The 26057-nt window shown below is 64.6% G+C and carries 25 protein-coding genes; 6 read left to right on the top strand and 19 right to left on the bottom strand.

The genetic code is table 11. The annotated features are described in order from the left end of the window. The first annotated feature begins 184 nt into the window (after positions 1–184). From WG899_RS05945 to WG899_RS05935, 3 genes are all read left to right on the top strand, one after another. On the top strand, positions 185–841 hold the full coding sequence (locus WG899_RS05945) for a hypothetical protein (RefSeq protein ID WP_339594700.1): 657 nt from the start codon (positions 185–187) through the stop codon (positions 839–841). After that, entirely contained in the window at positions 841–3417 is a 2577-nt protein-coding gene (locus WG899_RS05940; RefSeq protein WP_339594699.1) for a hypothetical protein, read from the top strand. The genes WG899_RS05945 and WG899_RS05940 overlap by 1 nt, the downstream gene beginning before the upstream one ends. A 99-nt stretch (positions 3418–3516) precedes the next feature. Beyond that, the gene (locus WG899_RS05935) at positions 3517–4188 is read left to right on the top strand and encodes a PEP-CTERM sorting domain-containing protein (RefSeq protein WP_339594698.1); all 672 of its coding nucleotides are present in this window, start codon (positions 3517–3519) and stop codon (positions 4186–4188) included. Here WG899_RS05935 and WG899_RS05930 read toward each other — a convergent pair. Together WG899_RS05930 and hemE are read right to left on the bottom strand one after the other, a co-directional pair. Further along, positions 4185–6287 carry a primosomal protein N' gene (locus tag WG899_RS05930; protein WP_339594697.1) on the bottom strand — a complete coding sequence of 701 codons (2103 nt, stop codon included), beginning with the start codon at positions 6285–6287 and terminating at the stop codon, positions 4185–4187. The genes WG899_RS05935 and WG899_RS05930 overlap by 4 nt on opposite strands. Before the next feature lie 360 nt (positions 6288–6647). Then, on the bottom strand, positions 6648–7739 hold the full coding sequence (gene hemE, locus WG899_RS05925; RefSeq protein WP_339594696.1) for a uroporphyrinogen decarboxylase: 1092 nt from the start codon (positions 7737–7739) through the stop codon (positions 6648–6650). A gap of 117 nt (positions 7740–7856) precedes the next feature. On the opposite strand from hemE, the gene WG899_RS05920 reads away from it, so the two are divergent. From WG899_RS05920 to WG899_RS05910, 3 genes are read left to right on the top strand one after another with little or no spacing between them, the layout of a single operon-like run. Next, complete coding sequence (locus WG899_RS05920) at positions 7857–8474, top strand: LemA family protein (protein WP_339594695.1); 618 nt, start codon at positions 7857–7859, stop codon at positions 8472–8474. A 12-nt stretch (positions 8475–8486) separates the two neighbouring features. Then, a complete protein-coding gene (locus tag WG899_RS05915; protein WP_339594694.1) occupies positions 8487–9404 on the top strand; it encodes a TPM domain-containing protein in 918 nt (305 codons plus the stop codon). Between the two features lie 5 nt (positions 9405–9409). After that, positions 9410–9937 carry a TPM domain-containing protein gene (locus WG899_RS05910; RefSeq protein WP_339594720.1) on the top strand — a complete coding sequence of 176 codons (528 nt, stop codon included), beginning with the start codon at positions 9410–9412 and terminating at the stop codon, positions 9935–9937. Between the two features lie 40 nt (positions 9938–9977). On the opposite strand, the gene ppk2 is transcribed toward WG899_RS05910, so the two are convergent. The 17 genes from ppk2 to WG899_RS05825 all read right to left on the bottom strand — a co-directional run bounded on the left by ppk2 (position 9978) and on the right by WG899_RS05825 (position 26056). Then, a complete protein-coding gene (ppk2, locus tag WG899_RS05905; protein WP_339594693.1) occupies positions 9978–10829 on the bottom strand; it encodes a polyphosphate kinase 2 in 852 nt (283 codons plus the stop codon). 64 nt (positions 10830–10893) lie between these two features. Further along, positions 10894–11715 carry a D-hexose-6-phosphate mutarotase gene (locus WG899_RS05900; RefSeq protein WP_339594692.1) on the bottom strand — a complete coding sequence of 274 codons (822 nt, stop codon included), beginning with the start codon at positions 11713–11715 and terminating at the stop codon, positions 10894–10896. Positions 11716–11863: 148 nt separating this feature from the next. Beyond that, positions 11864–12541: a 4'-phosphopantetheinyl transferase family protein gene (locus WG899_RS05895; RefSeq protein ID WP_339594691.1), complete on the bottom strand. Its 678-nt coding sequence runs from the start codon at positions 12539–12541 to the stop codon at positions 11864–11866. Beyond that, entirely contained in the window at positions 12538–12978 is a 441-nt protein-coding gene (locus WG899_RS05890) for an Sbal_3080 family lipoprotein (protein ID WP_339594690.1), read from the bottom strand. The genes WG899_RS05895 and WG899_RS05890 overlap by 4 nt, the downstream gene beginning before the upstream one ends. 92 nt (positions 12979–13070) lie before the next feature. Further along, positions 13071–13520, bottom strand: a complete 450-nt coding sequence (locus tag WG899_RS05885; protein WP_339594689.1) for an excinuclease ATPase subunit — start codon at positions 13518–13520, stop codon at positions 13071–13073. A gap of 19 nt (positions 13521–13539) precedes the next feature. Continuing rightward, complete coding sequence (locus WG899_RS05880; protein ID WP_339594688.1) at positions 13540–14772, bottom strand: beta-ketoacyl-ACP synthase; 1233 nt, start codon at positions 14770–14772, stop codon at positions 13540–13542. Continuing rightward, positions 14769–15524 carry a 3-ketoacyl-ACP reductase FabG2 gene (locus tag WG899_RS05875; protein ID WP_339594687.1) on the bottom strand — a complete coding sequence of 252 codons (756 nt, stop codon included), beginning with the start codon at positions 15522–15524 and terminating at the stop codon, positions 14769–14771. The genes WG899_RS05880 and WG899_RS05875 overlap by 4 nt, the downstream gene beginning before the upstream one ends. Then, positions 15517–16005 (bottom strand): hotdog family protein, encoded by a 489-nt coding sequence (locus WG899_RS05870; RefSeq protein WP_339594686.1) that lies wholly within the window; start codon positions 16003–16005, stop codon positions 15517–15519. Before WG899_RS05870 ends, WG899_RS05875 begins: the two co-directional genes overlap by 8 nt. Next, complete coding sequence (locus WG899_RS05865) at positions 15998–17221, bottom strand: beta-ketoacyl-ACP synthase (RefSeq protein ID WP_339594685.1); 1224 nt, start codon at positions 17219–17221, stop codon at positions 15998–16000. Before WG899_RS05865 ends, WG899_RS05870 begins: the two co-directional genes overlap by 8 nt. Then, on the bottom strand, positions 17218–17799 hold the full coding sequence (locus tag WG899_RS05860) for a DUF3261 domain-containing protein (protein ID WP_339594684.1): 582 nt from the start codon (positions 17797–17799) through the stop codon (positions 17218–17220). Before WG899_RS05860 ends, WG899_RS05865 begins: the two co-directional genes overlap by 4 nt. After that, positions 17796–18869, bottom strand: a complete 1074-nt coding sequence (locus WG899_RS05855; protein ID WP_339594683.1) for a class I SAM-dependent methyltransferase — start codon at positions 18867–18869, stop codon at positions 17796–17798. The genes WG899_RS05860 and WG899_RS05855 overlap by 4 nt, the downstream gene beginning before the upstream one ends. 58 nt (positions 18870–18927) lie before the next feature. Continuing rightward, the gene (locus WG899_RS05850; protein ID WP_339594682.1) at positions 18928–20154 is read right to left on the bottom strand and encodes an NAD(P)/FAD-dependent oxidoreductase; all 1227 of its coding nucleotides are present in this window, start codon (positions 20152–20154) and stop codon (positions 18928–18930) included. A gap of 22 nt (positions 20155–20176) precedes the next feature. Beyond that, positions 20177–22507: an MMPL family transporter gene (locus tag WG899_RS05845; RefSeq protein WP_339594681.1), complete on the bottom strand. Its 2331-nt coding sequence runs from the start codon at positions 22505–22507 to the stop codon at positions 20177–20179. After that, positions 22500–23141 carry an outer membrane lipoprotein carrier protein LolA gene (locus tag WG899_RS05840; protein WP_339594680.1) on the bottom strand — a complete coding sequence of 214 codons (642 nt, stop codon included), beginning with the start codon at positions 23139–23141 and terminating at the stop codon, positions 22500–22502. The genes WG899_RS05845 and WG899_RS05840 overlap by 8 nt, the downstream gene beginning before the upstream one ends. Next, the gene (locus WG899_RS05835) at positions 23138–23563 is read right to left on the bottom strand and encodes an acyl-CoA thioesterase (RefSeq protein ID WP_339594679.1); all 426 of its coding nucleotides are present in this window, start codon (positions 23561–23563) and stop codon (positions 23138–23140) included. The genes WG899_RS05840 and WG899_RS05835 overlap by 4 nt, the downstream gene beginning before the upstream one ends. Further along, positions 23547–25112 (bottom strand): HAL/PAL/TAL family ammonia-lyase, encoded by a 1566-nt coding sequence (locus tag WG899_RS05830; protein ID WP_339594678.1) that lies wholly within the window; start codon positions 25110–25112, stop codon positions 23547–23549. The genes WG899_RS05835 and WG899_RS05830 overlap by 17 nt, the downstream gene beginning before the upstream one ends. Continuing rightward, positions 25109–26056 (bottom strand): lysophospholipid acyltransferase family protein, encoded by a 948-nt coding sequence (locus WG899_RS05825; protein WP_339594677.1) that lies wholly within the window; start codon positions 26054–26056, stop codon positions 25109–25111. The genes WG899_RS05830 and WG899_RS05825 overlap by 4 nt, the downstream gene beginning before the upstream one ends. Position 26057: the final 1 nt, after the last annotated feature.

The following is a 26057-nucleotide window of genomic DNA, read 5'->3' as shown; positions in this document are numbered from 1 at the left end:
CGCTCAGCAAAAACCCTAGGCCGCCCAGGTAATCCATTAGCTGAAAGCGAACGACCCCACCCGCGGCGGGGGGGGATGACAAGGGAGCGAGTCGATAAGGTCACAACCCTGAGCCGCAGCTTCGTGCAGCTTTTCACGTTTTTGTGTTGGTCTTTCCTCCCCGCTGTCATTCAGGAGTTTTGCCATGAAAGTTCTTCGCCCTACCCTCGCGCCACCGCGCGCCCTCAGCAGCGCCATACGCACGGCGCTGCTGGCCGCCTCGGCCAGCTTGGCCCTGCCGGCGCTGGCCACCCAGTTGCCGCCTCAAAACCTCAGCCAGATGATTGCCAAGGCGGACTTGATCGTCAGCGGTCAGGTCACTGCCGTGAAAGACGGTATTGAGAACGGCCTGCCTTTCACCGAAGTGACGCTCAAAGTCAGCGGTAGCGCCAAGCAAACGCTGGACACCAGCAGCAGCTACAGCTTCCGCCAGTACGGCCTGCTCAAGCCACGCAAGATGAGCGATGGCCGCTACCTGCTGCCGGCCAAGATCGAAGGCATGCCGACCTGGCAGGTCGGCGAGCGCGTGCTGACCTTCATGAACAAACCAGCGGCTGCCACCGGCCTGCGCACGCCCGTGGGCCTGGCCCAGGGCAAGTTCAGCATCAACGGCAGCAAAGCAGCCAATGCCTTCAACAACGAGGGCCTGTTCGAAGGGGTCTCGGTCGATAGCGGCCTGCTGCGCAACAGCGAAACCGCCATGTTGGCCAAACGCTCAGGCGCCGTGGATCTGGCCGTGCTGCAAGGCCTGGTCAACCGCGCCGTCAAGAACAACTGGGTCGCCACAGGAGTGATGCGCTGATGAAAACCACCCAACTCTTTACCGCCCTGGCCGCCCTGCTACTGGCCAGCGCCGCTGCCCACGCCGCCGGCCCCCTCTTTCTGGACGGCAACCCCGCCAATCTGAAGCCGCTGCGCTGGGACACCAGCAAGGGCCCGATCAAGGTCTACACCGACGTCGGCGCCTTCTCGCGCAAGGATGACGGCAGCATCTTCCTCAACGAAGCGCAGGCCAACAAGATCACCGCCTTCTCGCTGAAGCAATGGAGTTCGGTAGCCACCTCGACCTGGCGCGCCGAAACTGACCCCGTCAAGTTCACCCCCTTCACCGCCGTGCCCAGCATTGGCGTGGACGTGAAGGACGGCGCCTCCGCCGCCCTGGTCTACGGCAAGTACAACGAGGGCGGCTTCTACGTGATCTATGACGTGGACGGTCGCGTGCTGGAGGAGTTCTTCGGCGTGCCCAAGGATCAGGTGCTGGGCATTGCGATGCCCGAGATCGCCGAAGACCTCGATGGCGATGGCTACCCCGAGACCATCGTCAAGGCCACTGCGGTGATGAACGGCTGGATGGTCAGCCATGAAACACCGCCGCCCGGCCAACGCAATCTGCCGCCCGCTGACGTCGGTGGCAGCCGTTATGCCGGCATCTTCACCCATGAGTTCGGCCATGCGATCAATCTGTCGCACTCGCAGACCAATGGCCAGCTGGCCTATATGAGCATGCCAGACTATGGGCGTGACCTCTACCCTGGCGTGGCGGGCTGCGTGGCGCCAGTGCACCATTGGCTGCGCGGGCCGGTGGCCAGCCATATCGACCCGAAGTACATCGAGACCATGTTCCCCTTCATCGACCCGAGCAGTGTGGCCAAAGGCCGCTCGGCCGGTTATGAGATGAGCACGGTGGACCGGCCCGATGACATCGCCGCCATCTCCAATCTCTACCCCACCGACGACTACCTCAGCAAGACCGGCTCCATCGCCGGCAGCTTGCTGCTGAAAGATGGCAAGACCGGCTACAGCGGCATCAACATCATTGCCCGCAATGTGAAAGACCCGCTGGGCGACGCGATCTCGGTGATGTCGGGCGACCAGACCCAAGGCCAGCTCGGCCCGGATGGGCGCTTCCGCATCAACAACCTGAAGGCCGGCGAAAGCTATGTGATCTATATCGAGGAGATCAATGCCGGCGGCTACCCGACCCGGCCGACGATGCTGATGTCGCAGGCCGAGTATTGGAACGAGGGTGAGTCCAATGACCCGAGCTCGGACACCCCCTGCAAGACCAACGCCATTCAGGCCGAGGCCGGCGTCACCAAGACGGCCAATCTGGTCTTCAACGGCCGCACCGAGGGCGTGCAGTACACCTTCCTGACCGGCGGCTATGTGACCAGCTTGTCTGACGACGCCCGGCGCGGCGGTGGCACCCTCGGCCAGGGCATTCCCTTCCTCTGGGATGCGGACGCCGGCCCCAGTCTCACGCCTGAGGCGCTCAATCTGGGCGGTTCGGCCATGAGCTCGATGACCGGCGACGGCCGCAAGATGATGGTGGAAGCCAACTTCGACGGCGAGGTGCAGTACGACCCAGAAGGCAACCCCTATCTGCTCAAGCAAATGGCCCTGTGGAACACCGACACCAACAAGGTCGTGCCCATGGGCGCCCTGAGCAATCGCTGCGATGAATGGGGCAGCGGCACCACCAGCTATGGCTGGGGCATGAGCCGTGACGGACGCTCCGCCGTGGGCTACAGCACCTATGAAAAGCCTGACGGCAGCTGCGGCACTTTTGACCCAAGCTCGCAGTCCCTCAGCGTCGTGCCTTACCTCTGGACGGCCGACAAAGGCGGCCGCGCTCTGCGTCTGGATGGCTTGAATCTCGACTGGATGCCCTGGATTCGCGCTGCCGGCGTCTCGGCCAATGCCGAGGTGGTGGTGGGACAAGGCAATGGCAGCAATGCCTATGCCTGGTTCAAGGAAGGTGCGCCGATTGACCTGACGGCCTTGACCGGCGCCTACACGGCCGACCTGGTCAGCGCTGATGGCCAGCGCGTTCCGCTGGCCACCGAGCGCAGTGTGCTGATGTGGAACCCTTACCTGGGCACCGATGCAAAAGCCATGCGGGACATCAGCTCACCCAAGTACTGCACGGACTTCCCGCTGCAGACATGGGACGGCAATGACTACTGCAAGACCGAAGGCGCCGCCTGGGTGGAAGCCAACTTCGGCGTGCCACCGCAGCAACTCAATGCCATCAGCGACGACGGCCGGGTGATCGTGGCTCGCGTCGGCAGCTTCTTCACCAGCCTGGCCGGCTTTATGTGGGTGGATGAGCTGGGCTGGATGAACTTGAACGACTTCTTCCGCAAGCAAGGCGTGGTCGAAGCCGCCAAGTACGGCATGGAAAACCCAATCGCCCTGAACGGCCCCGGCACGGCAATAGCCGGTGGCTTGACCGGCGTGTCCATGACCTGGTTGGTCGACATGAAGAAGGTCTACGTCTGCGAAGGCGGCAGCAGCAACACCCTGGTGGGCTTCCCGCAAGAAGCAGTCGCCAAGGTCAAGGCAGGCGCCCGTCTGGGTCGTTGCGAGACCCGCTAAGCCCAAAGATCAGCAGCAAGAAAAGCAAATCAGTCGCCGCCCGCGAAGCCCTGCGCTTCAAGAGCGGCGACACCGCCCACACAAGATTCAAGGATGTTTATGAAACGCGAATACTTCACCGCTCCCGTGCTGGCCCTGGCCGCCTTGTTTGGCAGCAGCGCCGCGCAGGCCGAGATCACCTTCTTCAACTCGCAAGCGGCCTATCTGGCGGCCATCTCGGCGCCAGCCGTGGACAAATTTGACGACCTGCCCTTCTGGGCCCAAGGCCCAGGCTATATGAGCCGCACGACCGGCGAACACAGCTACACCGCTTGGTCGGTGGCTGGCCCCGGCGAAGACTCCACGCTTTACGCCGCAGGCAGCACCGAGGACAGCTGGCTGTCCACCAATCAAGCCAGCGACTACCTGACCTTTGGCTACTTCTCCGACAAGGTTTATGGCATAGGCGGCTTCTTTTTCGGCACCGACGAGTCGGGCGCCTACAAGGCCGGCCAAACCATCCGCCTGAACGTGCTGGACGCCGACAGCAAGGAAGAGCTGATCCTGGTGAACAACCCCACACCGGGCAGCTTCTTTGGCTTTGTCTCGACCAGCCGCATCGATGTGTTCCAGGTCAGCGCGGTGCAGCCGAACGGCGACTTCGCCTGGGTGGCGGCCAATGACCTGACGCTGGGCAATGTGGCTGCCGTGCCCGAACCAGCCAGCTATGCCTTGCTGCTGGCCGGCTTGGGGGTGCTGGGCGCCGCAGCCAAGCGCCGCCAGCGAGCCTAAATCGCCAGCGGGTCCACATCGACCGCCCAACGCAGCAGGCCCTTGTGCTCACGCTTGAGGGCCTGCAATTCGGGCATCCAATGCCACAGCAGGCGTTGCAGCGCACCACGACTGCTGGCCTCGACCAGCATCTGCATGCGCTCAACGTTGGCCACCCGGGCCACGCTCATCGGGATGCTGGGATAGATCAACACCTGATCGGCCTCCGGCAAGGCACGGGCCCAGCGTGAAGCGGCCTCCAGGAAACCCTTGGCCGCCTCGGCGCTGCGGCCCTCGGCGCGCAGCAAAGCCAGGTGGGCAAACGGCGGCAGGCCGGCCGACTCGCGTTCGGCCAGTTGACTCTTGGCAAAGGCCTCAAAGTTATGTTGGGCCAGCGCCTTGTACAGCGCATGCTCGGGGTGCCAGGTCTGCACCCACATCTCGCTGCGCGCCGCCTGCTCCGCATCGCGCCCGGCACGCCCTCCGGCCTGCATCAACAAGGCGAACAAACGCTCAGGCGCGCGGAAGTCGCTGCTGAACAGAGCACCGTCCGGGTTGACCGCAGCCACCAGCGTGATGCGGCGGAAGTCGTGCCCTTTGGTGATCATCTGGGTGCCGACCAGGATGTCGATCTCGCCGTTGTGCACCGCTTGCAGTTGCGCCTCCAACTCGCCCTTCAGCTTGGTCGAATCGGCATCGATGCGCAGCACACGCGCGCCGGGCAACTGCTCTTGCAACTGCTCCTCCAAGCGCTCGGTGCCACGCCCCAAAGGCGCGATGTCCTGGTTGCCGCAGGTCGGGCATTCACTGGGCACGCGCTGGGTGAAGCCGCAATGGTGGCAGCGCAGCGTGCGGTCGCCCTTGTGGAAAACGCGCCAGGCACTGCAATGCGGGCAGTCGCTCTTCCAGTTGCACTCGGCGCAATGCAGCACAGGCGCATAGCCGCGCCGATTCAAGAAGATCAGGCTCTGCTCACCGCGCTCCAGCCGTTTGCGCAGCGCCTCCAGCAGCGGCGCCGTCAGCGCCGTGGTGACTCCCTTGGTGAGCGGCAGCGCCTTCATATCGAACAAGCGCACACGCGGCATGGCGCCGCCGCCGATGCGCTCCGGCAAGGCCAGGCGCTTGTAGCGCCCTTCATTGGCGCGCTGCCAACTCTCCAGCGAGGGCGTGGCCGAACCAAGAATGACGGGCACCTTCAGCTGATGGGCGCGGTAGACGGCCAGATCACGGGCCGAGTAGCGCGCGCCGTCTTGCTGCTTGTAGGACGGGTCGTGCTCCTCGTCGACCACGATCAGGCCAAGCCTCGGCATTGAGGCAAACACCGCCAGCCGCGTGCCCAGCACCAGCTCGGCCTGACCGGCATGAGCGGCTAACCAGTTACGCAGGCGCTGCGCCGGCGTCAGGCCGCTGTGCAATGAAACAATGGCGCGGCCAACAAAGCGTTCGGCAAAGCGCGCCTCCAGCTGCGGCGTCAAGTTGATCTCGGGCACCAGCACCAGCACCTGCCGGCCCTGGGCCAGCGCATGCTCGGCGGCACGCAGATAGACCTCGGTCTTGCCGCTGCCCGTGACGCCATAAAGCAGCAAGGGCGGCGGCGCCTCACCGGAGGCCAAAAGCGCATCCAACTGACCCAGGACCTCGGCCTGAGCCGGGCTGAGCTCGGGCTTGGCCGCGGCCGGCGCTACTCCGCCCTCCGGCACCGCCGCCTTGGCCTGCTCGGCCGCCCATTTATCCAGGCGTTTCAGGCGCAACTTCAGCTGCTGGCCATCCAATTCACGCAATTGCGGCGGCAGCACCGACAGCGCCAACTCGCCAATGCCGCGCTGGTAATAGGCGGCAGCAAACTCAAGCAGCCCGCACCAGGCCGGCGACAGCGGCGGAATACCGTCCAGACTACCCAGAATCGGCCGCAGCGACTCCGCAGGCGTGCTCGGGTCCGGCTCACCGGGCCAGACGATGCCCATCAACTCGCGCCGGCCCAAAGGCACCCGCACCAAACTGCCGGGCGGCAGGGTCTGCACACTCAAATAGTCCAGCGGGCCGCTGATGCCACTGTGCTGCGGGGCGTCCACCGCCACCCTCAGCCGTTGCTCCGCGACCGGCGCCAGCGCTTCACTCATGCCAGCCACCGGCTATTCAGATCAGGTATCAAATGAGCTTTAACGCTTAAGTGCATGATTTGAAAGGACTCGCGACTTTGCCCACAGTTTCTGTGGATAACTTTGTGGGGAAAGTTCTAAGAGTGCTGGCTGCGCACCGCTGTCGCAGTAGCGCCTCGTCAAAGACCATTCAACGAGCACTGGCGACGCCTTCATATAAATCAAGCACTTAGCCCGCAATCGGGAAAACGCGAATGTGCGCCGATGTATGTGAATAGGCCCATTCTCGTTAACGCGTTTCTGGGGATAAGTCCCTACCCTAAGTGCTTACTTCACGTTTCGCGGGCACTATTTCTGGGCCCTAGGGCCCAGGCCTCGCGTTCAGGCGCCAGCGCGAATGCGGCGTGAATGGGCGTGCACCTCATCCACCAGCGCCGTTACATGCTCGGGCGGAGTGAATTGGCTGATGCCATGTCCCAAATTGAACACATGGCCGTCCCAACTGCCGTCGGCGCGGCGCGGGTTGCCAAAGCTGTCCAGCACCGAGCGCACCTGTTCGCGGATCGCGTCCGGCGGCGCGAACAAGACGTTCGGGTCCAAATTGCCTTGCAGGGCCACCCGGCCGCCGACCTGGGCACGGGCGCGGCCGAGATTGGCCGTCCAGTCCAAGCCCACCACATCGGCACCAGCGTCGGCAATCTCATCCAACCAGAGCGCACCGCCCTTGGTGAACAAGATGCGCGGGATGCGCTGGCCTTCGTGTTCGGTCTTGACCTGGGCCAACACGCGACGCGAGTAATCGAGGCTGAAGCGCTGGAACATGCCGTCGGCCAACACACCACCCCAGCTGTCGAACAACATCACGGCCTGGGCGCCGGCTTCGATCTGGGCATTCAGATACTGCGCCACCGCGTCGGCATTGACCTGCAAGATGCGATGCATCAGGTCGGGGCGCGCATACATCAGGCTCTTGACCTGGCGATAGTCGTCCGAGCCGCCGCCCTCGACCATATAGCAGGCCAGGGTCCAGGGGCTGCCGGAGAAGCCAATCAGCGGCACGCGGCCATTCAAGGCCTTGCGGATGGAAGTGACGGCGTCAAAGACATAGCGCAGCTTGTCCATGTCCGGCACGGCCAACTCGGCCACGGCGGCCTCGTCACGCACCACCTTGGCAAACTTGGGACCTTCGCCGATTTGGAAAGAAAGGCCCAAGCCCATCGCATCCGGCACGGTCAGGATGTCGCTGAACAAGATGGCCGCATCGAGGTCGTAACGCTCTAAGGGCTGCAGCGTCACCTCGGTCGCGTAGTCGCGGTTGGTGGCCAGACCCATGAAGCTGCCGGCCTTGGCCCGCGTGTCGCGGTACTCGGGCAGATAGCGGCCGGCCTGGCGCATCAGCCAGACGGGGGTGTAGTCGGTAGGCTGGCGCAAACAGGCGCGCAGAAAGGTGTCGTTTTGAAGGGGGGCATTCATAGGGGAGCGATTATCCAATGCCGCGGGCTCGGCGCTGCGATACTGCGCCCGGACTTGATTTCGATCATCTCGCCACCACCTAGCGCGAGGTCCCCATTGCTGAAGGAGAAATTCCAGATGATGTCGACTCTGAAGCGCGGCGCTCTTGCCGCCATCGTGCTGAGCGCCAGCCTCGGCTTGTCCGGCTGCGGCTACAACCAGTTCCAAACGCTGGACGAGCAGGTCAATGCCGGTTGGTCCGAGGTGCTGAACCAATACCAGCGCCGCGCCGACCTGATTCCCAACATCGTCAGCACCGTCAAGGGCGAAGCGAATTTTGAGCAGGAAACGCTGACCAAGGTGGTCGAGGCGCGCGCCAAGGCGACCAGCATCCAGGTCACGCCCGAGTTGGCGAACAACCCCGAGGCGCTGAAGAAGTTCCAAGCCGCCCAGGGCGAAGTGTCGAGCGCCTTGAGCCGCCTGATGATGGTGACCGAGAACTACCCTAACCTGAAGGCCAATCAGGGCTTCCAGGACCTGCGCGTGCAGCTTGAGGGGACCGAGAATCGCATCACCGTGGCACGCAACCGCTACATCAAGACGGTCGCCGAGTACAACGTGCACACCCGCCAGTTCCCGACCAACTTGACCGCCATGATCTTCGGCTACAAGGTCAAGCCCAGCTTCACCGTCGAGAACGAGGCCGCGATCAAGGCCGCGCCAACGGTGAATTTCGACAAACCGGCGGCCAAATAAGGCTGGCCCGCGATGCGTGGACGCCTGTTCTCGCTGTTAGCCCTCTTGCTGCTTTGCATCGGGCTTGGGCTCGGGCAGGCCGTTCACGCCCAGGATGTCTTGCCCGTGCCCGCCTTGAGCGGCCGTGTGATTGACCAGACCGCCACCCTCAGCGCGGCGCAGAAAAGCGCGCTGGAGGCCAAGCTGGCCAGCTTTGAGCAAGAAGCCGGTTCACAGCTGGTGATTCTGCTGGTGCCCACGGTGGCACCCGAGGACATTGCGAGTTATGCCCAGCGCATCGGCGACAGCTGGAAGATCGGCCGCCGCGATGTCGGGGACGGACTCTTGATCGTCGTCGCCAAAACCGACCGCAAGGTGCGCATCGAGGTGGCCAAGACGCTAGAAGGCGCAGTGCCCGACCTGGCGGCGCGTCAGATCATCCAAAACGCCATCACCCCTGCCTTCAAGGCGGGTGACTACGCCGGCGGGTTGAATCAGGCCGTGGACCAATTGTCGGCACGCATTCGCGGCGAGGCCCTGCCGGCACCCAAACAAAGCGCCAAGCCCGGCCACGCCCGCGACGGCTTCAGCTTCGAGGAATTGGGGGCACTGTTCTTCATCGGCGTGCCGGTGCTGGGCGGTATTTTGATCGGCATCTTCGGCCGCAAGCTCGGCAGCCTGCTGACCGGCGGCGCGGCCGGCGCACTCGGCTGGGTGTTTGCCTCCAGCTTATTGATCGCCGGCATCGCCGCCGTAGCCTCGATGATTTTGGTCGGCGTGATGGGCGTCGGCGCCGGCCGCGGCATCAGCCGTCGGGGCTCTCACGGCGGCCCGGTTATTTGGGGCGGCGGAGGCGGTGGCGGCGGTTTTGGTGGCGGTGGCGGTGGCGGGGGTTTCTCCTCCGGCGGCGGTGGTGACTTTGGCGGCGGCGGTGCCTCGGGAGATTGGTGAACAAGATGCCTCAGCAAAGCCACAAGAAATCAATGCTGGGCCGCTTGCTCAAGCATCGCTGGGTCGACGCCAGCGACATTGCCCGTGCGCTGCCATCCTCGGCCATCGCCGGGCTGGAGAACCGCATTCGCGCCAGCGAGGCTAGGCATAGCGGCGAGATCTGTGTCTGCATCGAAGCGGGTTTGCCGCTGTCTTATCTGAGCAAGCGCCTGAGCGCCCGGCAGCGCGCGGTGACGCTGTTTGGCAAGCTGCGCATCTGGGACACCGAGGCCAATAACGGCGTGCTGATCTATCTCTTGCTGGCCGATCGCGCCATCGAGATCGTCGCCGACCGCGGGCTCAATGCCCAGGTCGATGACGCGTCCTGGCAGGCCATCATCGACACCTTGCGCGAGCACCTGCGTGCCGGTCGCATCGACAGCGGCCTGCAAGCCGCCGTCGACGCCGTCGACTCGCTGCTGCAAAGCAAGTTTCCACTGGCGCCGGGGCAGAGCAACCCGAACGAGCTGCCCGACGCGGTGGTCATCCTCTAAGCACCGGATCCCTGGCCAACCTGGCGGTCGTCGAAGCGTTTCAGCCGGTTCTGCTCGAGTTGATCGGCCGGTGTTTGCTGCCGAAGCTCTCCACCCAGGGCTTGTGGCCCAGCGGCGGAAAACGCAGCTTGGCCTGAGGCACGGTCACATCGGGCAGATGGGCCAGCAAATGCCGGATCAAGGCCAAGCGGCCACGGCGCTGGTCATTGAAGTCCACCAGCGTCCAGGGCGCATGGCGCGTGTGCGTGGCGTTCAACATCACATCGCGGGCCTCGCCGTATTCCTTGTACAAGCGGCGCGCCTCCAGGTCGATGGGTGACAACTTCCAGCGCTTCAGCGGGTCGGCCAAGCGCTCGGCAAAGCGGATCTCCTGCTGCTCTTGATCCACCGTCAGCCAGTATTTGAAGAGCAGCACGCCGTCATCAACCAGCAGTTTTTCAAACACCGGCGCCTGCTTCAGAAAGGCCTGTGTCTGCGCCGGCGTGCAAAAGCCCATCACCGTCTCGACGCCGGCCCGGTTGTACCAACTGCGGTCGAACAGCGCGATCTCGCCGGCCGCCGGCAGATGCGGTACATAGCGCTGAAAGTACCACTCGCCGCGCTCGCGGTCGCTCGGCTTGCCCAAGGCCACGGTGTGGCATTGGCGCGGATTCAAGGTTTCGGAGATGGCTGAGATCACACCGCCCTTGCCGGCGGTGTCGCGCCCCTCGACCACGACCACCAGGCGCTGCCCCTGGTGCTGCAACCAATGCGCCATCGCGTTGAGTTCCAGGTGCAAGGGCGCCAGTTGCTCAAGGTAGTCGCTCTTGCTCAGCTTGCCGGGAGCCCCGGCCTTGGCTTTGCCCTCGGGCTTGTCTCCGGTCCTGGACTTGCCGCCGCTCTTGCTTGCCATGGCTTGCTGCCTCTCTTTTTAAGGAGCAGACAGCTTATGTCAGCCAGGGGCTATCCGACAACGGTCAAAGCAAAGTCAAGGTCTGCATGCCGGCCCAACTCTCGCCGGGCGCCAAACTCAAGGGCCGCTCGACCTGGGCCGCCTCCACGCAGAGCATGTGCTTGTAGCCATCCGCCGGCATGTCCGCCAGCGCCGCGCATTTTTCGGCGCCCGGATTCCAGACCACGGCATCGTCAAAGCCCTGCTGGCGAATCTGCAAACGGCGCTCGCTGGTGGCCAGGCGCTCGCGCAGCGTCAACTCCTCGCGCACGCGGTGGTAGATGCGATCCAGGTCGCCGCCGGGCAGCAACAAATCGACCCGCTGCACTTTCTCCATCTCATCCACCGCGTCCCAATAACGCAAGGCGGTCAGGCCTTGAACGCTGGTGGAGTCGAGGTCATCCAGGCGCAAATAACTGTGCAGCGCAGCGGTGAAGTCAAAAGCCGTCTCGCCTTTGTTCTCGCAGGCCAACTCGATCTGCAACTCGCGGCCGCTGATGCGCACGCTCAGTTCCAGCTCAAACGCATGCGGCCAGAACATCCGCGTGGCCGCATCGTCGCTCAGACGCAAAACGGCCAAGGCATCATCCTTGCCCTGCTCGGCCATCACCAAGGACCAAGGCTTGCCGCGGGCAAAGCCGTGCCGCTGCAAGGGGCCACGGGCACCGAACTGCGGAAAGATCACCGGCACGCCGCCGCGGATCGCCTGCCCCGAGGCAAACGCCGACTTGGGCGACATATAGAGCTGTTCGTCGCCGCCGGCCGGCTGCCACGACACCAGATGGCCGCCATGCAACAACACGGTGGCCCGGGCGCCGTCTGGCGACAGCAGTTCAATGGCATCCATGCCTTGGTGACGGGAAAGAGAAATGGGCTTGGACACAGGCGGGACCGGTAAGTGAGGGAGAAATCATTCGGGTTCACAGCCACGAAGTGGCTGTGCCCGCATTTTAGTGGCGAGGCAAGACCCGCCCGCCTTTAGACCCCCGCCGGACTCAGCGGGCGGTCGCGTAGTCAAACCGGCACCAGACCGGCGCCATACCCGCCAACTCGCTCGGCAAGCGCGAGTGCGCGCAGGCAGGCCCATCCAGCGCCAGCAGCAGACCGATGTGCGGCAGCAAGCAGCAGACGGCAGAACCAGCACTCGGGCTGGGTTCGTAGCTCAGCTGCGGCATGCGCGCCATGTCCAAGCCCAAACCCTGGCGTTTGAACCAGGCTTCTTTCAGCGTCCACCATTGGTAGAACTGTCGGGCTCGCTCGGCCGCTGAGGGGGCCGCCTGGATGGCCTGGCACTGCGCGGGGCTATGCACCAACTCGGCCAAGGCCGCAAAGTCACGGCTGCGGCCGGTGTCCTCGATGTCCAAGCCGAGCGGCGCATCGGCAACAACGCAGGCAACCCAGGCGCCGCTGTGTGAAATCGACAGACACAAATCGGGCCGGTCTTCGACGTGGCTGCGGCCCTGTTCATCAACGATCAATCGGGGCTGAGAGAGCCCCGGCCAGCGGGCCAGGGCCAGTCGCATCAGGCGGCGACCAGCCAAAAAACTGGCCCGCCGCTGCGGATGATTGAAACCATCAAGGCGCTGCAACTCACTGGCGCTGAGCCAGTCTTGCGCCGCGGGCAAGTCTTGAACCAGCGCGTCCTGCCGCGCCAGTTCACAGATCAGGCTCACCGCGCGCCGGCACCGCCGGGAAAGAGCTTGTTCACCAACTCGGCGATCTTGACATCGGCGGCAATGAACTTGCCCATATTGCCGCCGCCGCGGGTCGCGTCGTAAATGGCTTCACCGCTAGGCTTGGCCTGCTTGTACACCTTGATCTCGGCATAAGCCATATAGAGCGCCAGGTCCCAGCGCCAGTTGGCCGTATAGGTGCTCGTGATCGGGCATTCGTTCAGCGCAGCCGAGGGAGGCAGCATGCGCACCTCATAGCCCTTTTGGACCAGCACCTTGCGATAAGACTCCAAGAAGCCGTTTTTGACCGCCGGGCTCTCAATGATGCAGATCTGCCGCTCGGTAAAGCTTTCGGCCGGTTTGACGTTTTGCCGGATGGCGCAGCCGCTCAGAGCGAGGGCCGCCAGTCCGAGCAGAGCAATGCGGTGCTGTTTCATCGTTTCCCTCATCGTTTTCCAATATTTCTTGTTTGCAGGCGGGCTGCTTGCCGGCCCCAGGTGCCGTGCAAGCAGAAGCTTAGCCCTGAGCCTTATTCGGCAACCTTGGCGTAAGTGCCCTTCAAGGCCACGCCGATGATCACGGCGCCGGCATGGCACTCAAAGGTGGTGTCGCTCTTGACTTCGTTCTTCTTGTAATAGCTGACCAGATCGATCACCGCGTTGGCGCCTTCGCGCTTGGCGCTGTTCTGGAAAGCGATCAGCGCCGACAGCGCCGCCCACTTGCAGCCGAACTCATCGCTCTTGCCCACGCCATTGGTCTTTTGGTTGGAAGAGTCGCTGGAGAAGGTCTTCTCAACCTTGGGGGTCTTCTGTCCGGCCAGATAGAACTTGACCGAGCCGTCGAGCTTGCCCTGCGCCTCGGGCATGGCCAACACATCGGCCAGAGGGATGTGCAAGGTGGTGTCACGGGCTTGCGCCACAGGGCTCAATGCGGCCAGAGCCAGACCCAAGGCCAACACTTGCTTGAACGATTTCTTCATTTTCCGCTCCTTGAAAGCCTCATTCGAGGCGTTTGAAAATCAGCGAGGTATTGATCCCGCCAAAAGCAAAATTGTTGCTCATCACGATGTCGGTTTGCAGTTCGCGGCCTGCGCCGGTGATGTAGTCCAACTCCCCGCAACGCGGGTCGACCTGGGTCAGATTCAGCGTCGGCGCGAACCAGCCGCGGCGCATCATCTCGATGCTGATCCAGGCCTCCAAGGCGCCACAGGCGCCCAAGGTATGGCCCATATAACTCTTCAATGAGGAGATGGTCAACTTGGACCCGAAGACCGAGTGGGTGGCCTGCGATTCGGCCACGTCGCCCTGGTCGGTGGCGGTGCCATGCGCATTGACATAGGCGATATCGGCCGGCTGCAGCCCGGCATCATCCAGCGCCAGGCGGATGGCCTGCGCCATCGTTTCGGCCTGCGGATGGGTCACATGGGCGCCGTCGCTATTGGTGCCAAAGCCGATCAGCTCGGCATAGATGCGGGCACCGCGGGCGCGCGCATGCTCGTACTCCTCCAGCACCAAGGTGCAAGCGCCCTCGCCCAGCACCAGGCCGTCGCGGGCAGCGTCAAAGGGACGCGGGGTCAGGTCGGGCGTGCCGTTGTACTTGACGCTGGTGGCGAACAAGGTGTCGAACACCGCCGCCTGGGTGGCGTCCAACTCCTCGGCGCCGCCGGCCAACATGGCGACCTGCTTGCCGGACTGGATGGCCTCAAAGGCATAGCCAATGCCTTGCGAGCCCGAGGTACAAGCACTGGTGGTGGTGATGATGCGCCCGGTCAGGCCCAGGAACACGCCGATATTGACGGCCGCCGTGTGCGCCATCATCTTGATATAGGTGGTGGCGTTGATGCCCTCAGTGCTCTTGTCCGCCATCATGCGGCCGAAGTCGCCGATGGCCTTGGGGGTGCCCGAGCTGGAGCCATAGGAGATGCCCATGCGGCCGCTCTTGACCAGCGGATCACCGAGCAGGCCGGCATCGGCCAGCGCCATTTCGCTGGCGCGCGTGGCCATCACCGCCACGCGCCCCATGCTGCGCATGCTCTTGCGGTTGTAGCGCTCATGCGGCAATTCAAACGCCATGGCCGGCGCGCCGACCTGGGTGTTCAGGCCCTCGTAATCGGCCCATTCACGCACCACCTGGACGGCGTTATGGCCGGCGCGCAGGCGCGCCTCGACCGTGGCCCAGTCATGCCCCAAGGGGCTGATGGCGCCCACACCCGTGACGACAACGCGTCTCATCCGATCATTCCCCCATTCACCGAAATCACCTGGCGAGTGATGTAGGCCGCATCCGGACTCATCAGAAAACTCACCACGGCGGCTACCTCTTCGGGCTTACCAATGCGCTTGGCCGGAATCAGCTTGAGAGCCTCTTCCAGCAAACGCTCATCCACCATTTCGGTCTCGATCAAGCCTGGAGCCACGCAGTTGACGGTGATCTCCCGGCTGGCCAGTTCGACCGCCAGCGCTTTTGTGGCGCCCATGATACCGGCCTTGGCGGCGCTGTAATTGACCTGCCCCCGGTTACCCATCAAGCCCGAGACCGAGGCCAAGGTGACGATGCGGCCCGGCTTGCGGCGCCGCACCAGCGGCATCGTCAGCGGTTGCAGCACATTGAAGAAGCCGTCCAGATTGGTGTGGATGACCGCGTCCCAGTCGTCACCGCTGAGCGCCGGGAAGGCGCCGTCGCGGGCGATGCCGGCATTGCAGACCACACCGTAATAGCAGCCATGCGCCTCCACATCCGCCAACAGCGCCGCGGCGGCCGCCTCGCGCTGGCCCACATCAAACTGCAGCAGCCGCGCCTGCCGACCCAAGCCCTGCACCTCGGCCACCACGGCCTCGGCCTCGGCGCGCTGGCTGCGGCAATGGATCACCAGGTCATAGCCCTCGCGGGCCAGGCGCAGCGCGATCGAGCGGCCAATGCCGCGACTCGAGCCGGTCACCAGCACGGTCAGGCCCTTGCCTTGCGCGTTTTGTCGTTCACCCATCTTGGGCTCCTTCGCCCTGTAAAAATTGTTCGGGATTGGTCGGGCCGAACACGGTCAAGGCGGCGCTGGCCACCAACTGCCCATCGATCAGGATCTCACACGCGAATTGGCCCAGGCCGTTGTCGGCCTGGAACTCGCGCCGCGCCCGCACTTCCAGGGTCTCGCCGGGCACAAACAAGGCGCGCTCGCAGCGGTATTTGCGGCTGCCCAGCAAGAGACCGATTTTCGGCGCTTGCTCGGACTGCCGGCCCTGCCAGCCGGCCCAGGCCGCCACCGCCTGCGCCATGTATTCGATGCCGACCCAGCCACCGACGCCGCCCAGCGCCGCGTCATAGAACAGGTCTTGCTCGCTGATCAGCACGCGGGCGTGGATGCCCTCGGGCTCGGTGTGCAGCAACTCGCTCAGCAGACACATGCGGCCGGCATGCGGCAGCAGCTCGCGGATATCCCAGTCGGACGCCAAAGTTCTGTCGCTATTCATGATCACCCGCGCACAACAGCAAGGCGGCATTGCTGCCCCCAAAGGCAAAAGAATTGCTCAGCACGGCACGCACCGGCCGCCCCAAGGCCTCGCCGGGACGCACCAGATGCAAGGCCGGCAGTTCCGGGTCGGCGCAACCGTCCCACCAATGCGGCGGCAACAGGCCCTGCGGGTTGTCCGTCAGCGTCAACCAGGCAATCGCAGCCTCCAAGGCGCCGGCGGCGCCCAGCGTGTGGCCGGTCAAAGGCTTGGTCGAGCTGCAGGCCAGGTTGGGGCCGAACAATTGCTGCACCGCGCGCGACTCCATCGCGTCATTCTGTCGCGTTGCGGTGCCGTGCAGATTGAGGTAATCGATGTCCTCGGGCCGCAGTCCTGCACGCGTCAGCGCCATCTGCATCGCACTGAAGGCGCCCTCGCCCGAGGCCAGCGGTGCCGAGATGTGGTGCGCGTCCGAGCTTTCGCCCCAACCCGCCAGCCGCACCGGCGCGGGAGACTCAGCCGACGCATCGCTCGGTTCACGGCTCATCAGGAACAAGGCCGCGGCCTCGCCGATATTGATGCCTTGCCGGTGGCTGCTGAAGGGATTGCAACGCCCGGCGTCGACCGACTCCAAGGCGTCGAAGCCCGCCACCGTGAAGGCGCAGAGCGAATCGGCGCCGCCGGTCAACACCGCATCGCACATGCCCGAGGCCAATAGCCGCGCGGCGCTGGCCATGGCCTTGGCGCTCGAGGAGCAGGCGGTGGAGATCACATAGGCCGGCCCGCCCAGGCCCAGCAACTCGGCCAACATCAGCGCCGGGGAGCCAATTTCTTGCTGGCGCAGGTCAAAGCCGGCCGGGAACTCGCCCTGCGCGGCACGCGCCTTGAAGGCCGCCTCGCTCTCGCCGATGCCCGAGGTGCTGGTGCCCAGAATCACCGCGACGCGCTCGGCGCCATAGCGGGCCACCGCAGCGTCCACCGCGGGGCGGATCTGCGCCAGCGCCTCCAGCAGCAGCGCGTTATTGCGGCTGCGATGGCGCTCGGGCAAGCCGGCCAGGTCCGGCAAGTCGGCGCGCACCGCGCCCAGGTGCAGCCGGCGGCCGGGCAACACGCCCTCCAGCTCGGCCACGCCGCTGGGCGCAGGCCCAAACAAGGCCGCGCGTACCTCAGCCTGGCCGCAGCCAAGTGCGCACACCAGGCCCAGCTGATGCAAATAGAAATGCTTGTTCTGATTCATGTCGCTTGCGGCTTCGATTCAATCAACAGCCGGTAGCCCTCGACGAGGTTGAGAAGCTCGATTTTTTCACCGTCCACGCCCAGCGTCTCGATGCCGACGTTGATGACCGTTCGTCCCTCTTGCAACAGTCGCCTCTCCCCAGCGTCGGACTCCAAGGTCCAACCCGACGGCAGGTGAGCTCGCAGGGCCTCGACCGGCCAGAACACCAGGCAAAGGTCGCGCAGCATGCGATCGGTGTCAACCTCGGCCGGCAGCATCAGATGGCGCTGCACCGTCAGATCACGGCCGTCCCACTGCAGCGCCAGCACGCGCTGGCCGAGCGCAAAGCCGGCCAGGCGCAGGCCGCTGGCGTCTGCCTCCAACAACACCTCGACGGTCTGCGGCGCTGCCTCGGGTGCGTCGAGCCGGTAGACGCTGAGGCGCTGCACCAGGCTGAGGCTGCGCCCCAATTCGGCCGGCGACAGATGCAGTTTCGGCAGCAGCGGGGGCGCGGCAGGCCGCGTCGCGCAAGCGGCGAGCAGCAGCGCCAGTGCAGGCCCCCAGGCCAGAGCCGTCCGCCGCGAAAGGGTCTTGCTCATGCCTTGGCAAACCTCAGCAAGCTGTGGCAATAGCCGATACCGTCGCGCACGGTCAGCAGCTTCAGGCCCGCGGCTTCGGCCAAGCGGATGTAGTCCGTGCTTTGGTAGATCTTGCTATTGCCGCTGGCCATCGCGGTGAAATAGGGGCTGGTATTGATCAGGCAAAAGGCCGCGATGTCGTAGCGCTGGCGATCCCAGAAGGTGTCCATGATCAAGATCTGGCCGCCGCTGGCCAGGGCGCCGGCGGCCCGTTCCAAAATGCTGGCGATCACCGGCTCGCTGAAACAGCTGAGGAATTGGCTCATCCAGATCAGGTCCATGCCGGCCGGAAAGGCTTGGGGCGCGGCCAGCATATCGATCGGATGCAGCACCGCGCGCTCTCGGCAGCCGGCCTCGCTCAGGGTCTGCGCCGCCACCGCCAGCTGCTGCGGCAGGTCCAGCAGATGCAGCTCAACCTCGGCGTTATAGGCCAGGGCGGCACGGCTGAACTTGCCGGTGTTGGCGCCAATGTCCATCACCCGGCGCGGCGCGCTGGCGAAGACATCGGGCATCACATCGGGAAACGAGGTGTCCGAGTAATGGTGGTCAAACTCGAACCAGCTTTGCTTGGCCGGCTCGGGCAGCTGCGACATGCCCTGATACAGCGTCGGCCAATCGCCCAGGCGCGCCAGCCCGAGCGGACGCTCCTGGTCGATGGCGGTCTCCAGATCGGCCAGGCCCAGGTAGCAGACATCGTGGACGAAATCGAGGTTGATCTGCGTCATGCGATCGGTGACGAGGATGAAGCCGGTCTTGTCCAGCACATAACGCCCATCGCGCAGCAGTACGACACCGGCCGACAAGCAGGTTTCCAGCACCAGCTTCAAGGCATACAAGGTCCACGGCCCTTCAGACGCCATCGCCTCCACGCTCAGGCCATCGCTGCCGGCTTGGGACAAACGCTCCAGCATGCCGCGCTTCCAGGCATAGCGCACGCACTGAAACACCACCGGCCCGAAGGCGATCTTCTGCGCCTCGAAGCGAGCGGCGAAGGCGCTCTGTTTGTCGGGTGAGAACTTCTTATCCAGCATCAAGGCTCCACAGGGGGTCGGCGACCCCGCATCCATTTCTATTTCGTTGCTATTGCGTTCAGCTCGCGCACAAGGCTTCCAGCGTCTTCAGCCGCTTCGGTTGCGCCACATAGGGATTGTTCAGGTCCCAGGCATAGCCGGCCAGGATGGAGGCGATCATGCGGCGGATGTCGGCCGACTGATCGGGATGGAAGATCACATCCTGGAAGCCGCCGCGGTACCAGCTCTCGACAAAAGCCCGGAAGGTGTCCACGCCCGCCTTGAGGGGCTGGGCATAGTCAGCCTCCCAGTCCACCGCCTCGCCGGCCAACTCGCGCCCGATGGCGGCCGCAGCCAGACTGGCCGACTTGACCGCGATCGTGACCCCGCTGGAGAACACCGGATCCAAAAACTCACCGGCATTGCCCAGCAGCGCAAAGTTGCGCCCCCACAGCGACTTCACATTGGCGGCGTAGCCGATCAGCTGGCGCGCCGGCGTGTCCCAAACCGCGTCGCGCAGCAAATGGGCCAGCATCGGCGTTTCGGCAATGATGGCACGCAAGCGCTCGGTCTCGCTGCCGGCATAACGCTCCAAAAACTCGGTACGCGCCACCACGCCTTGCGAGCAGCGACCGTTCGAGAACGGGATGGTCCAGAACCAGACATCTACATGTTCGGGATGCACGCTGACCAGAATCTTGTTGCGATCAAAGCTGGGGTCACTGATGTGGTCTTCCACATGGGTGAAGTAGGCGCCGCGCAGCGGAAAGTCGGAGGGGGTTTCGAGGTCGAGCAGGCGCGGCAAGGTGCGGCCAAAGCCACTGGCGTCGAGCAGGAAGCGGGCGCTCAATTGATAGCTCTCGCCCTCGGGCGGCTTGACCGTCAACAAGGGCCGCTCGCCACTCACATCAACGGCGCTGACCGCATGCCGGAAGCGCAGCTCGGCGCCGGCCTTTTCGGCCGCGCGGGCCAACACCTCATCGAAGCTGGCGCGCTGCACCTGGTAGGTGGTGCCCCAGCCGCTGCTGAACTTGTCGCGGAAGTCAAAGGCCGTGCGGCGCTCTCCGCGCTGAAAGGCCGCACCGTTCTTGAACTGGAAGCCAGCCTCAACCACATCGCGCAGAAAACCCGCCTCCTCAATGAAGGCCATGGACTGCGGCAACAGGCTCTCGCCGATCGAGAAGCGCGGGAACTGCTCCTTCTCGATCAGCAAGACATCACGGCCCTGCCGGCGCAGCAGGCCGGCCGCCACCGAACCCGAAGGCCCGGCGCCGATGATGACGATTTCACGCTGTTCAATATTCACTTTTTGCTCTCCCTTTTGTACTTCATTCTTCCGGCATGAACAGCGGCGTCAGCGCCCAAGCCAGGGCGATGCCCAGCAGCATGGTCAAACCAAAGGCCCGCAAGGCCGGCGTGCCCGACAGCGCCAGCAGGCCAAAGGCCAATAGCGTGGAGGCGGCCGCCAGCGTGACCGACAAGAAAGGCCGCAAGGCCTGTCGCGCCGGCTGCTCAAGCAGAAAGATGCCGTAGTCCACGCCCATGCCGAGAATCAGCAACAGGGCCAGGACATTGAAGAGTTGCAGCGGCTGGCCGAACAGCGCCGGCACGGCCAGAGCCAGGGCGCTGGCCAGCAGCGTCGGCAACAAGGCGCGCCAGGCGCGGCGGCCAAAGCGCCAAGTCAGCGCGGCGAACACCAGCCCATAGCTGAGTGCAATCACCCCGCCCATCAGGCCACGATAGCGCGCCAAGACCTGCGAGACCTCGCCGACCTTGTCGACCCACTGCACGCCCGCTTGGCCCTCAGCCAGCGCCGCCAGCCGCGGCAGCTTGTTGAAATCGCTCAGGCCACGCAGCAGCACCACGCTGGCGTAGCCGCCTTCAAATGGGCCCAGCCACTGGTGACGCAGCGGCTCGGACACCGGCGCCGCCAGCCACTCGGCCGGCAAGAGCGGCTTGAAGGCCTGCGCCGGTGTGGCCGTGGGCGCTTCACCCAAGATCTTCAGGGCCGCGGGCAAGACCTGACCCTGCACCACCTGATGCAGCAAGGCCGCGTCCGCGGCCTGCCGAGCCTGCGAAGGCAGCCAGTCGCTGACCGACTGCGTGCCGCTGACCAAGCCCGGCTCGGCCATCAAGGTTTGCTTCAGGGCCTCTTCACGCTGCAGCACCTCTTCTTCGCTGGCGCCACGCACCAGATAAAACTGCGCCGGGCTGGGCAGATCCATCAGCGCCGAGAAGGCACGCTGCTGCTCGAGCAAGGCCTTCGGTGAGTTTTGCAGCAAGCGGATGTCGTCATTGGCCTGCAGGCGCAACAAGCCCAGCAGCAGGACCGGCAGCACCACGAGGGCGAAACCCAGCGTGAAGCGGTTGCGACCCAAGACCGGCCAAGACGCGCGCTGCGCGCCAACCCAGCGCGAGAACGGACTCCAGGCCATCTCACCGCGATCAAAGAGCGGGAAGCACCACAGCGTGGTGATGAAGGCCGCCAACAGACCAACGACCGAGAACACCGCGATCTGGCGCAGACCGGGGAAAGGTGTCAAGGCCAGCAAGGCATAGCCAATGGCCGTGGTGCACATGGCCAGCACCATGGCCCCGCTTTGCTCGCGAAGCATCTGAAAGCGTTCGGCGAACGGCCGACCCAGGCGGCCGCTGTAATAGTTGCTGGCGTAGTTCTCGGCCACGCCGACCAGGCTGGCGCCGAACACCAGCGTGATCATGTGCAGGCGGCCAAAGATCAGGCTGGTGATGGAGATGGCGCAGAGCAGGCCAACACCGATCGACAGCGTGACCAGCAAACGCGGGCGGATCGCCTGAAAAGCAAACAAGGTCAGCACGATGATCCCGACCAGCGAGCCCAGGCCGATGGTGTGCACCTCATGCTCGGCTTGTTGCGCGGCCGCCGCGGCATGCAGCGGCACGCCGACCATCAGCACTTCCGCTTGAGGCTGAAGTTGTAGCGCCGCTTGGCGGGCGCGTTCCAGTCGCGGGATCAGGGCTTGCTGGCTGCTCATCGAGAAGCCCGACTCCAGCAACTCCAGCGTCAAGAAGGCGTACTGCCGCTGCGGACCGGACAGCGACAGCCGCCCCTCGGTGACGCGCACGCGGCTGTCACCGGCGCGCTCGGACAGCCAGGCGCCGAACAGATTGAGCGGGTCGGCCTGCCAGCTGCCAATGCGCGGCATGCCCATGGGCCGATAGAGCGATTCGACCGCGCGCTGCGCCAAACTTTCCGGGGATTCTTTTTGCAGCAAGGCGCGCTGCTCGGCCGTCAGCAATTGGCCTTGGTAGGGCGTGAAAAAGCCCAGCCACTGTTCGGCCGAAGCTTCACCGACCTGGTAGCGCAGCGTGATCGGCGCGGCCGGTGCTTCCAGCAACGAAGCGGCAAAGGCGTCGCCGGCCTGGCGCGCGGCGGCCCAGTCCTCGGCGCCGACCAGCACCACCACGCGGCGTGCCGCTGCATCGGCGAGCGCCCGCGTCGCCTGCTGGACCGCAGGCTGGCGCTCGTCCTGCGGCAGCATGGCCAAGACATCGGTGTCCAGTTGCAAGCGCCCGCCCAAGAGCAGCCACAGCGCATGGCTGCACAGCACCGCACACAGCAGCAGCCAGACGGCGGCGCGGCGGCGCAGAGGCAGCTGATCGGGGGCGGTCTCAGTCAAAACGCGCTGCCTCATCGGCACTCAGGCGCGCCGGCTCGCTGCGTTGCGCGCTGAAGCGCAGCTGGGTCAGATCCCCATTCGCTTCATCGAGGCGGATGCTGCCGACATGGCTGTCGCCATTCAGCTCGATCGCCTTGAACAGTTTGCTCAAGGCCGCTTGGCGCGGCTGCAGTTGCAGCTGCCAACGCCGGCCATCGATCTGGCCCTCGATACGGAAGTACTCGGACAAGGCCGCGATATCGCCATTCAACAAAGAGAACATCAGGCCATTGATGATGCGCACCGAGGGCTCCTTGCCGGCGTCGAGCCGAAAGGCGACCGCGCCATTGCCCTGGGTGGCGACGATCTCATCGCGGGTCAGACGCAGATTCGAGGCAAACGGCGTCTTGGTGCGCCACAGCACGCCGCGTTCGCGAGCAACGATGAAGTCGCCCCGCGACAGCAAGGGCTTGGCAAAGCCCTGCACCTGCTTGCTTTGCTCGAAATCACCGCGCAGCACCGAGGGCTGCTGCAGGCGCTCGCGCACCGCAGCGGCGAGCTCGGGGCCCGCCAAGGGCGCGGCCGTGGCAGCTCGGCTCATCAAGCTCAGGCCAAGCAGTCCCAAGAGGCTCACGCCAACAAACCGGCGCCTCATGTCGGCTCCACCCCGAGACGCCCCCACAAGACCGGCGGGCAGACGTAGAGCATCTCGCGCTCGGCGATCGAGTAGGCCACCTGGATGGTGTAGGCGCGGTTGATGGCTTGGCCGCTGGCCGCGTCGGAGATGAGGTATTCGATCTTCAAGCGGTTGTCCCACTCAACGATCTCGGCGCGCACCGAGAGGCGCTGGTTGAAACTGGCCATGCCCACATACTTCAAGCGCATATCGACGATGGGCCAGGCAAAGCCAGACTCACGCATCTGCGGATAGTCGTAATTGAACTTGGCCAAGAGCGCGCAACGCGCCAACTCCAGGTATTTGACATAGTGGCCGTGCCAGACGATGTCGAGCGGATCGAGGTCGTGAAAGGCCGGCGCCAGCTCGATGGTGTGGCTGAGATCAGGCTTGCTGTTCATACAGACTCCAGGATTGCTCGCGCACCGCATCCAGCATCTTGTGAAGATCGGCGTCCAGCGCGCGGTCTTCTTCCACCAGGGCAATGCGAGCCTCCAGATCGGCTTGCATCTGCGCCAGCGCCGGGCTCAGCGTCAGCGGCTGCAAGTTGGCGCGCAAGCTCAGGCCCTGGCGGGCCGCGATCAGCATCGCCGCCAGCACTTGCTCACTCAACTCCAGCACGCGCAGGCAATCGCGTGCGGCAATGGTGCCCATGCTGACCTTGTCCTGGTTGTGGCATTCGGTCGAGCGGCTGAAGACCGAGGCCGGCATCGTGCCTTTCAAGGCCTCGGCGGTCCAGGCCGAGACGCTGATCTGCAGCGCCTTCAGGCCATGGTTGATGGCAGCGCGCTCGCCGGTGGCGCCGGACAGATTGCTGGGCAGGCCGTGGTTGTAGCGGGTGTCCACCAACAGGGCCAGTTGACGGTCCAACAAATCGGCCACATTGGCCACGGCGGTCTTCAGCGTGTCCATGGCCAGCGCGATATGACCACCATAGAAATGCCCACCGTGCAGCACCAGCTCATTGCGAGCGTCGATCAAGGGGTTGTCATTGGCGCTGTTCAGCTCGTTTTCGATCAGCTGACGCAAAAAGGGCAAGGCGTCTTGCAGCACGCCGATCACGTGCGGGGCGCAGCGCAAGGAGTAACGGTCTTGCAGACGCTGCTCATTGCGGCTGGGCCGGTCGCTGGCCAGATCGGCCCGCAGGCGCTCGGCGCAGAGCTGCTGGCCGGGATGCGGCTTGGCGGCGAACAGGGCCTCGTCGAAGTGATGCGCATTGCCACCGCTGGCCACGACATTCATCGCCGTCAAACGCGTGGCAAGGCGGCACAGATAGTCGGCACGTTGCCAGGCCAAGCAGGCCAAGCCGGTCATCACCGCGGTGCCGTTCATGATGGCCAGGCCCTCCTTGGGGCGCAGGCGCAGCGGCTTCAGACCCACCAGAGCCAAGGCCTGCTCGGCCGCCATGCGCGCGCCCTTGAACAGCACCTCGCGCTCGCCGCACAAGACCGCGGCCAGATAGGACAAGGGCGTCAAATCACCACTGGCACCGACCGAACCCTCGGACGGGATCAAAGGCAGGATGTCGTGCTTGAGCAAGGCCTCGATCTGGGCCAGCAAGTCCACGCTAACGCCCGACATGCCCTGGCTCAGCGAGGCCAGCCTGGCCGCCAAGACGGCGCGCGTTTGCTCGGGGCTCAAGACCGCGCCCATGCCGCAGCCATGGTAGGTGTAGAGGTGATGCGGCAGATCGGGCACCAGGGCGGGCGGCACGGTGACGGTGCAGGAGTCGCCATAGCCGGTGGTGACGCCGTAAATGACGCCCTCTTCCGCCAACAAGCGGGCGACGAAATCGGCGCCCGCCTGTATATGGGCGCGGAAGGCGGGGTCACTGCTGAGGCGGGCCAAGCGCTGTCCAGACGCAACGGCGCAGATGTCTTCAATACGCAAGCGCTGACCGTCAAATTGCACGGCTTCGGTAGGGGTCGTCGTTTCGACTCGGGCTGTCATGGTGTTTGGTCCCAAAAGGGAAAGAAATTGAACCAGTCGTAGGGCGACTGGCGCAGCTGCGCGCTGAGCGCCGCCACAAACTGCTGGGCATAGGCTTGCATCGCTTGTTCGCGCTGACCGCGCGGCAACAGCACCTGCTCGGCCAATAAATCAAAACGCATCACATAGCCGCGCCCCTGGTGCAGGCAGGACAGCATATAGAGCGGACATTTCAGCAAGCTCGCCAGCACATAGGGGCCGACCGGGAAGTGCGCCGGATGGCCCAGAAAATCCACCTGCACCGTCTTGCTGTGGCGCACCGGAATGCGGTCCCCGGCGATGGCGACGAACTCGCCGCGGGCGACTTTTTCGCTCAGAACCATGGCCATGGCCGCGTCCATCTCGGTGACCTCGATCAGCTGCACCCGGCTGTTCGGCTGCAGGCGCTTCAGCAGCTGATTGAAGGCCTGCGCATGGGCGGTATGCACCAACACATTGAGCTTGAAGACGCTTTCGTCTTCGACCAACGCGCGGCACAACTCCAGGCAGCCGATGTGCGCGGTGATGATGATGCCGCCCTGGCCGGCCGCGGCGGCTTGGCGCAAGGCATCGGCGCCCTGCACCTGCACCCGCTCGGCCGGGTAGCGGCCGGCCATGGCGAGCAACTTGTCCAGCATGGTCTCGGCAAACAGACCGACATGGCGCAGCCCCTGGCGCCACCCCGGTGTGGCGGGGAAAACGCCGTATTGCGCATGCAATCGCCGCAGATACTGCAGCGAATCACGCCGCAGCTCGGGCCGACTGAGCCAATGCAGCAGCAGCACCGGCGCCATGAAGAGTCGAAACAGCCAGCGTCCGCTCAGGCGATGCACCCAGTAGAGCAGCCAGATGCCGGCAACAAAAGTGTTCTCGCCCAGGCTGGCCCAGTGGCTGCCGCGGGCTTGAGGCTCGACCGGGTCAGACATC

Origin of the sequence: Paucibacter hankyongi (assembly GCF_037482915.1) — a bacterium.
Lineage (GTDB): Bacteria > Pseudomonadota > Gammaproteobacteria > Burkholderiales > Burkholderiaceae_C > Paucibacter_A > Paucibacter_A hankyongi.
Note: the sequence above shows the minus strand (reverse complement) of the source record. Positions and strands in the feature narration are given on the sequence as shown.

Bases quoted from the DNA above. Each gene is read 5' to 3' on its own strand.
- WG899_RS05945 (WP_339594700.1), top strand. From the start codon at position 185: ATGAAAGTTCTTCGCCCTACCCTCGCGCCACCGCGCGCCCTCAGCAGC.
- WG899_RS05940 (WP_339594699.1), top strand. From the start codon at position 841: ATGAAAACCACCCAACTCTTTACCGCCCTGGCCGCCCTGCTACTGGCC.
- WG899_RS05935 (WP_339594698.1), top strand. From the start codon at position 3,517: ATGAAACGCGAATACTTCACCGCTCCCGTGCTGGCCCTGGCCGCCTTG.
- WG899_RS05930 (WP_339594697.1), bottom strand. From the start codon at position 6,287: ATGAGTGAAGCGCTGGCGCCGGTCGCGGAGCAACGGCTGAGGGTGGCG.
- hemE (WP_339594696.1), bottom strand. From the start codon at position 7,739: ATGAATGCCCCCCTTCAAAACGACACCTTTCTGCGCGCCTGTTTGCGC.
- WG899_RS05920 (WP_339594695.1), top strand. From the start codon at position 7,857: ATGATGTCGACTCTGAAGCGCGGCGCTCTTGCCGCCATCGTGCTGAGC.
- WG899_RS05915 (WP_339594694.1), top strand. From the start codon at position 8,487: ATGCGTGGACGCCTGTTCTCGCTGTTAGCCCTCTTGCTGCTTTGCATC.
- WG899_RS05910 (WP_339594720.1), top strand. From the start codon at position 9,410: ATGCCTCAGCAAAGCCACAAGAAATCAATGCTGGGCCGCTTGCTCAAG.
- ppk2 (WP_339594693.1), bottom strand. From the start codon at position 10,829: ATGGCAAGCAAGAGCGGCGGCAAGTCCAGGACCGGAGACAAGCCCGAG.
- WG899_RS05900 (WP_339594692.1), bottom strand. From the start codon at position 11,715: ATGGATGCCATTGAACTGCTGTCGCCAGACGGCGCCCGGGCCACCGTG.
- WG899_RS05890 (WP_339594690.1), bottom strand. From the start codon at position 12,978: ATGAAACAGCACCGCATTGCTCTGCTCGGACTGGCGGCCCTCGCTCTG.
- WG899_RS05885 (WP_339594689.1), bottom strand. From the start codon at position 13,520: ATGAAGAAATCGTTCAAGCAAGTGTTGGCCTTGGGTCTGGCTCTGGCC.
- WG899_RS05880 (WP_339594688.1), bottom strand. From the start codon at position 14,772: ATGAGACGCGTTGTCGTCACGGGTGTGGGCGCCATCAGCCCCTTGGGG.
- WG899_RS05875 (WP_339594687.1), bottom strand. From the start codon at position 15,524: ATGGGTGAACGACAAAACGCGCAAGGCAAGGGCCTGACCGTGCTGGTG.
- WG899_RS05870 (WP_339594686.1), bottom strand. From the start codon at position 16,005: ATGAATAGCGACAGAACTTTGGCGTCCGACTGGGATATCCGCGAGCTG.
- WG899_RS05865 (WP_339594685.1), bottom strand. From the start codon at position 17,221: ATGAATCAGAACAAGCATTTCTATTTGCATCAGCTGGGCCTGGTGTGC.
- WG899_RS05860 (WP_339594684.1), bottom strand. From the start codon at position 17,799: ATGAGCAAGACCCTTTCGCGGCGGACGGCTCTGGCCTGGGGGCCTGCA.
- WG899_RS05855 (WP_339594683.1), bottom strand. From the start codon at position 18,869: ATGCTGGATAAGAAGTTCTCACCCGACAAACAGAGCGCCTTCGCCGCT.
- WG899_RS05840 (WP_339594680.1), bottom strand. From the start codon at position 23,141: ATGAGGCGCCGGTTTGTTGGCGTGAGCCTCTTGGGACTGCTTGGCCTG.
- WG899_RS05835 (WP_339594679.1), bottom strand. From the start codon at position 23,563: ATGAACAGCAAGCCTGATCTCAGCCACACCATCGAGCTGGCGCCGGCC.
- WG899_RS05830 (WP_339594678.1), bottom strand. From the start codon at position 25,112: ATGACAGCCCGAGTCGAAACGACGACCCCTACCGAAGCCGTGCAATTT.
- WG899_RS05825 (WP_339594677.1), bottom strand. From the start codon at position 26,056: ATGTCTGACCCGGTCGAGCCTCAAGCCCGCGGCAGCCACTGGGCCAGC.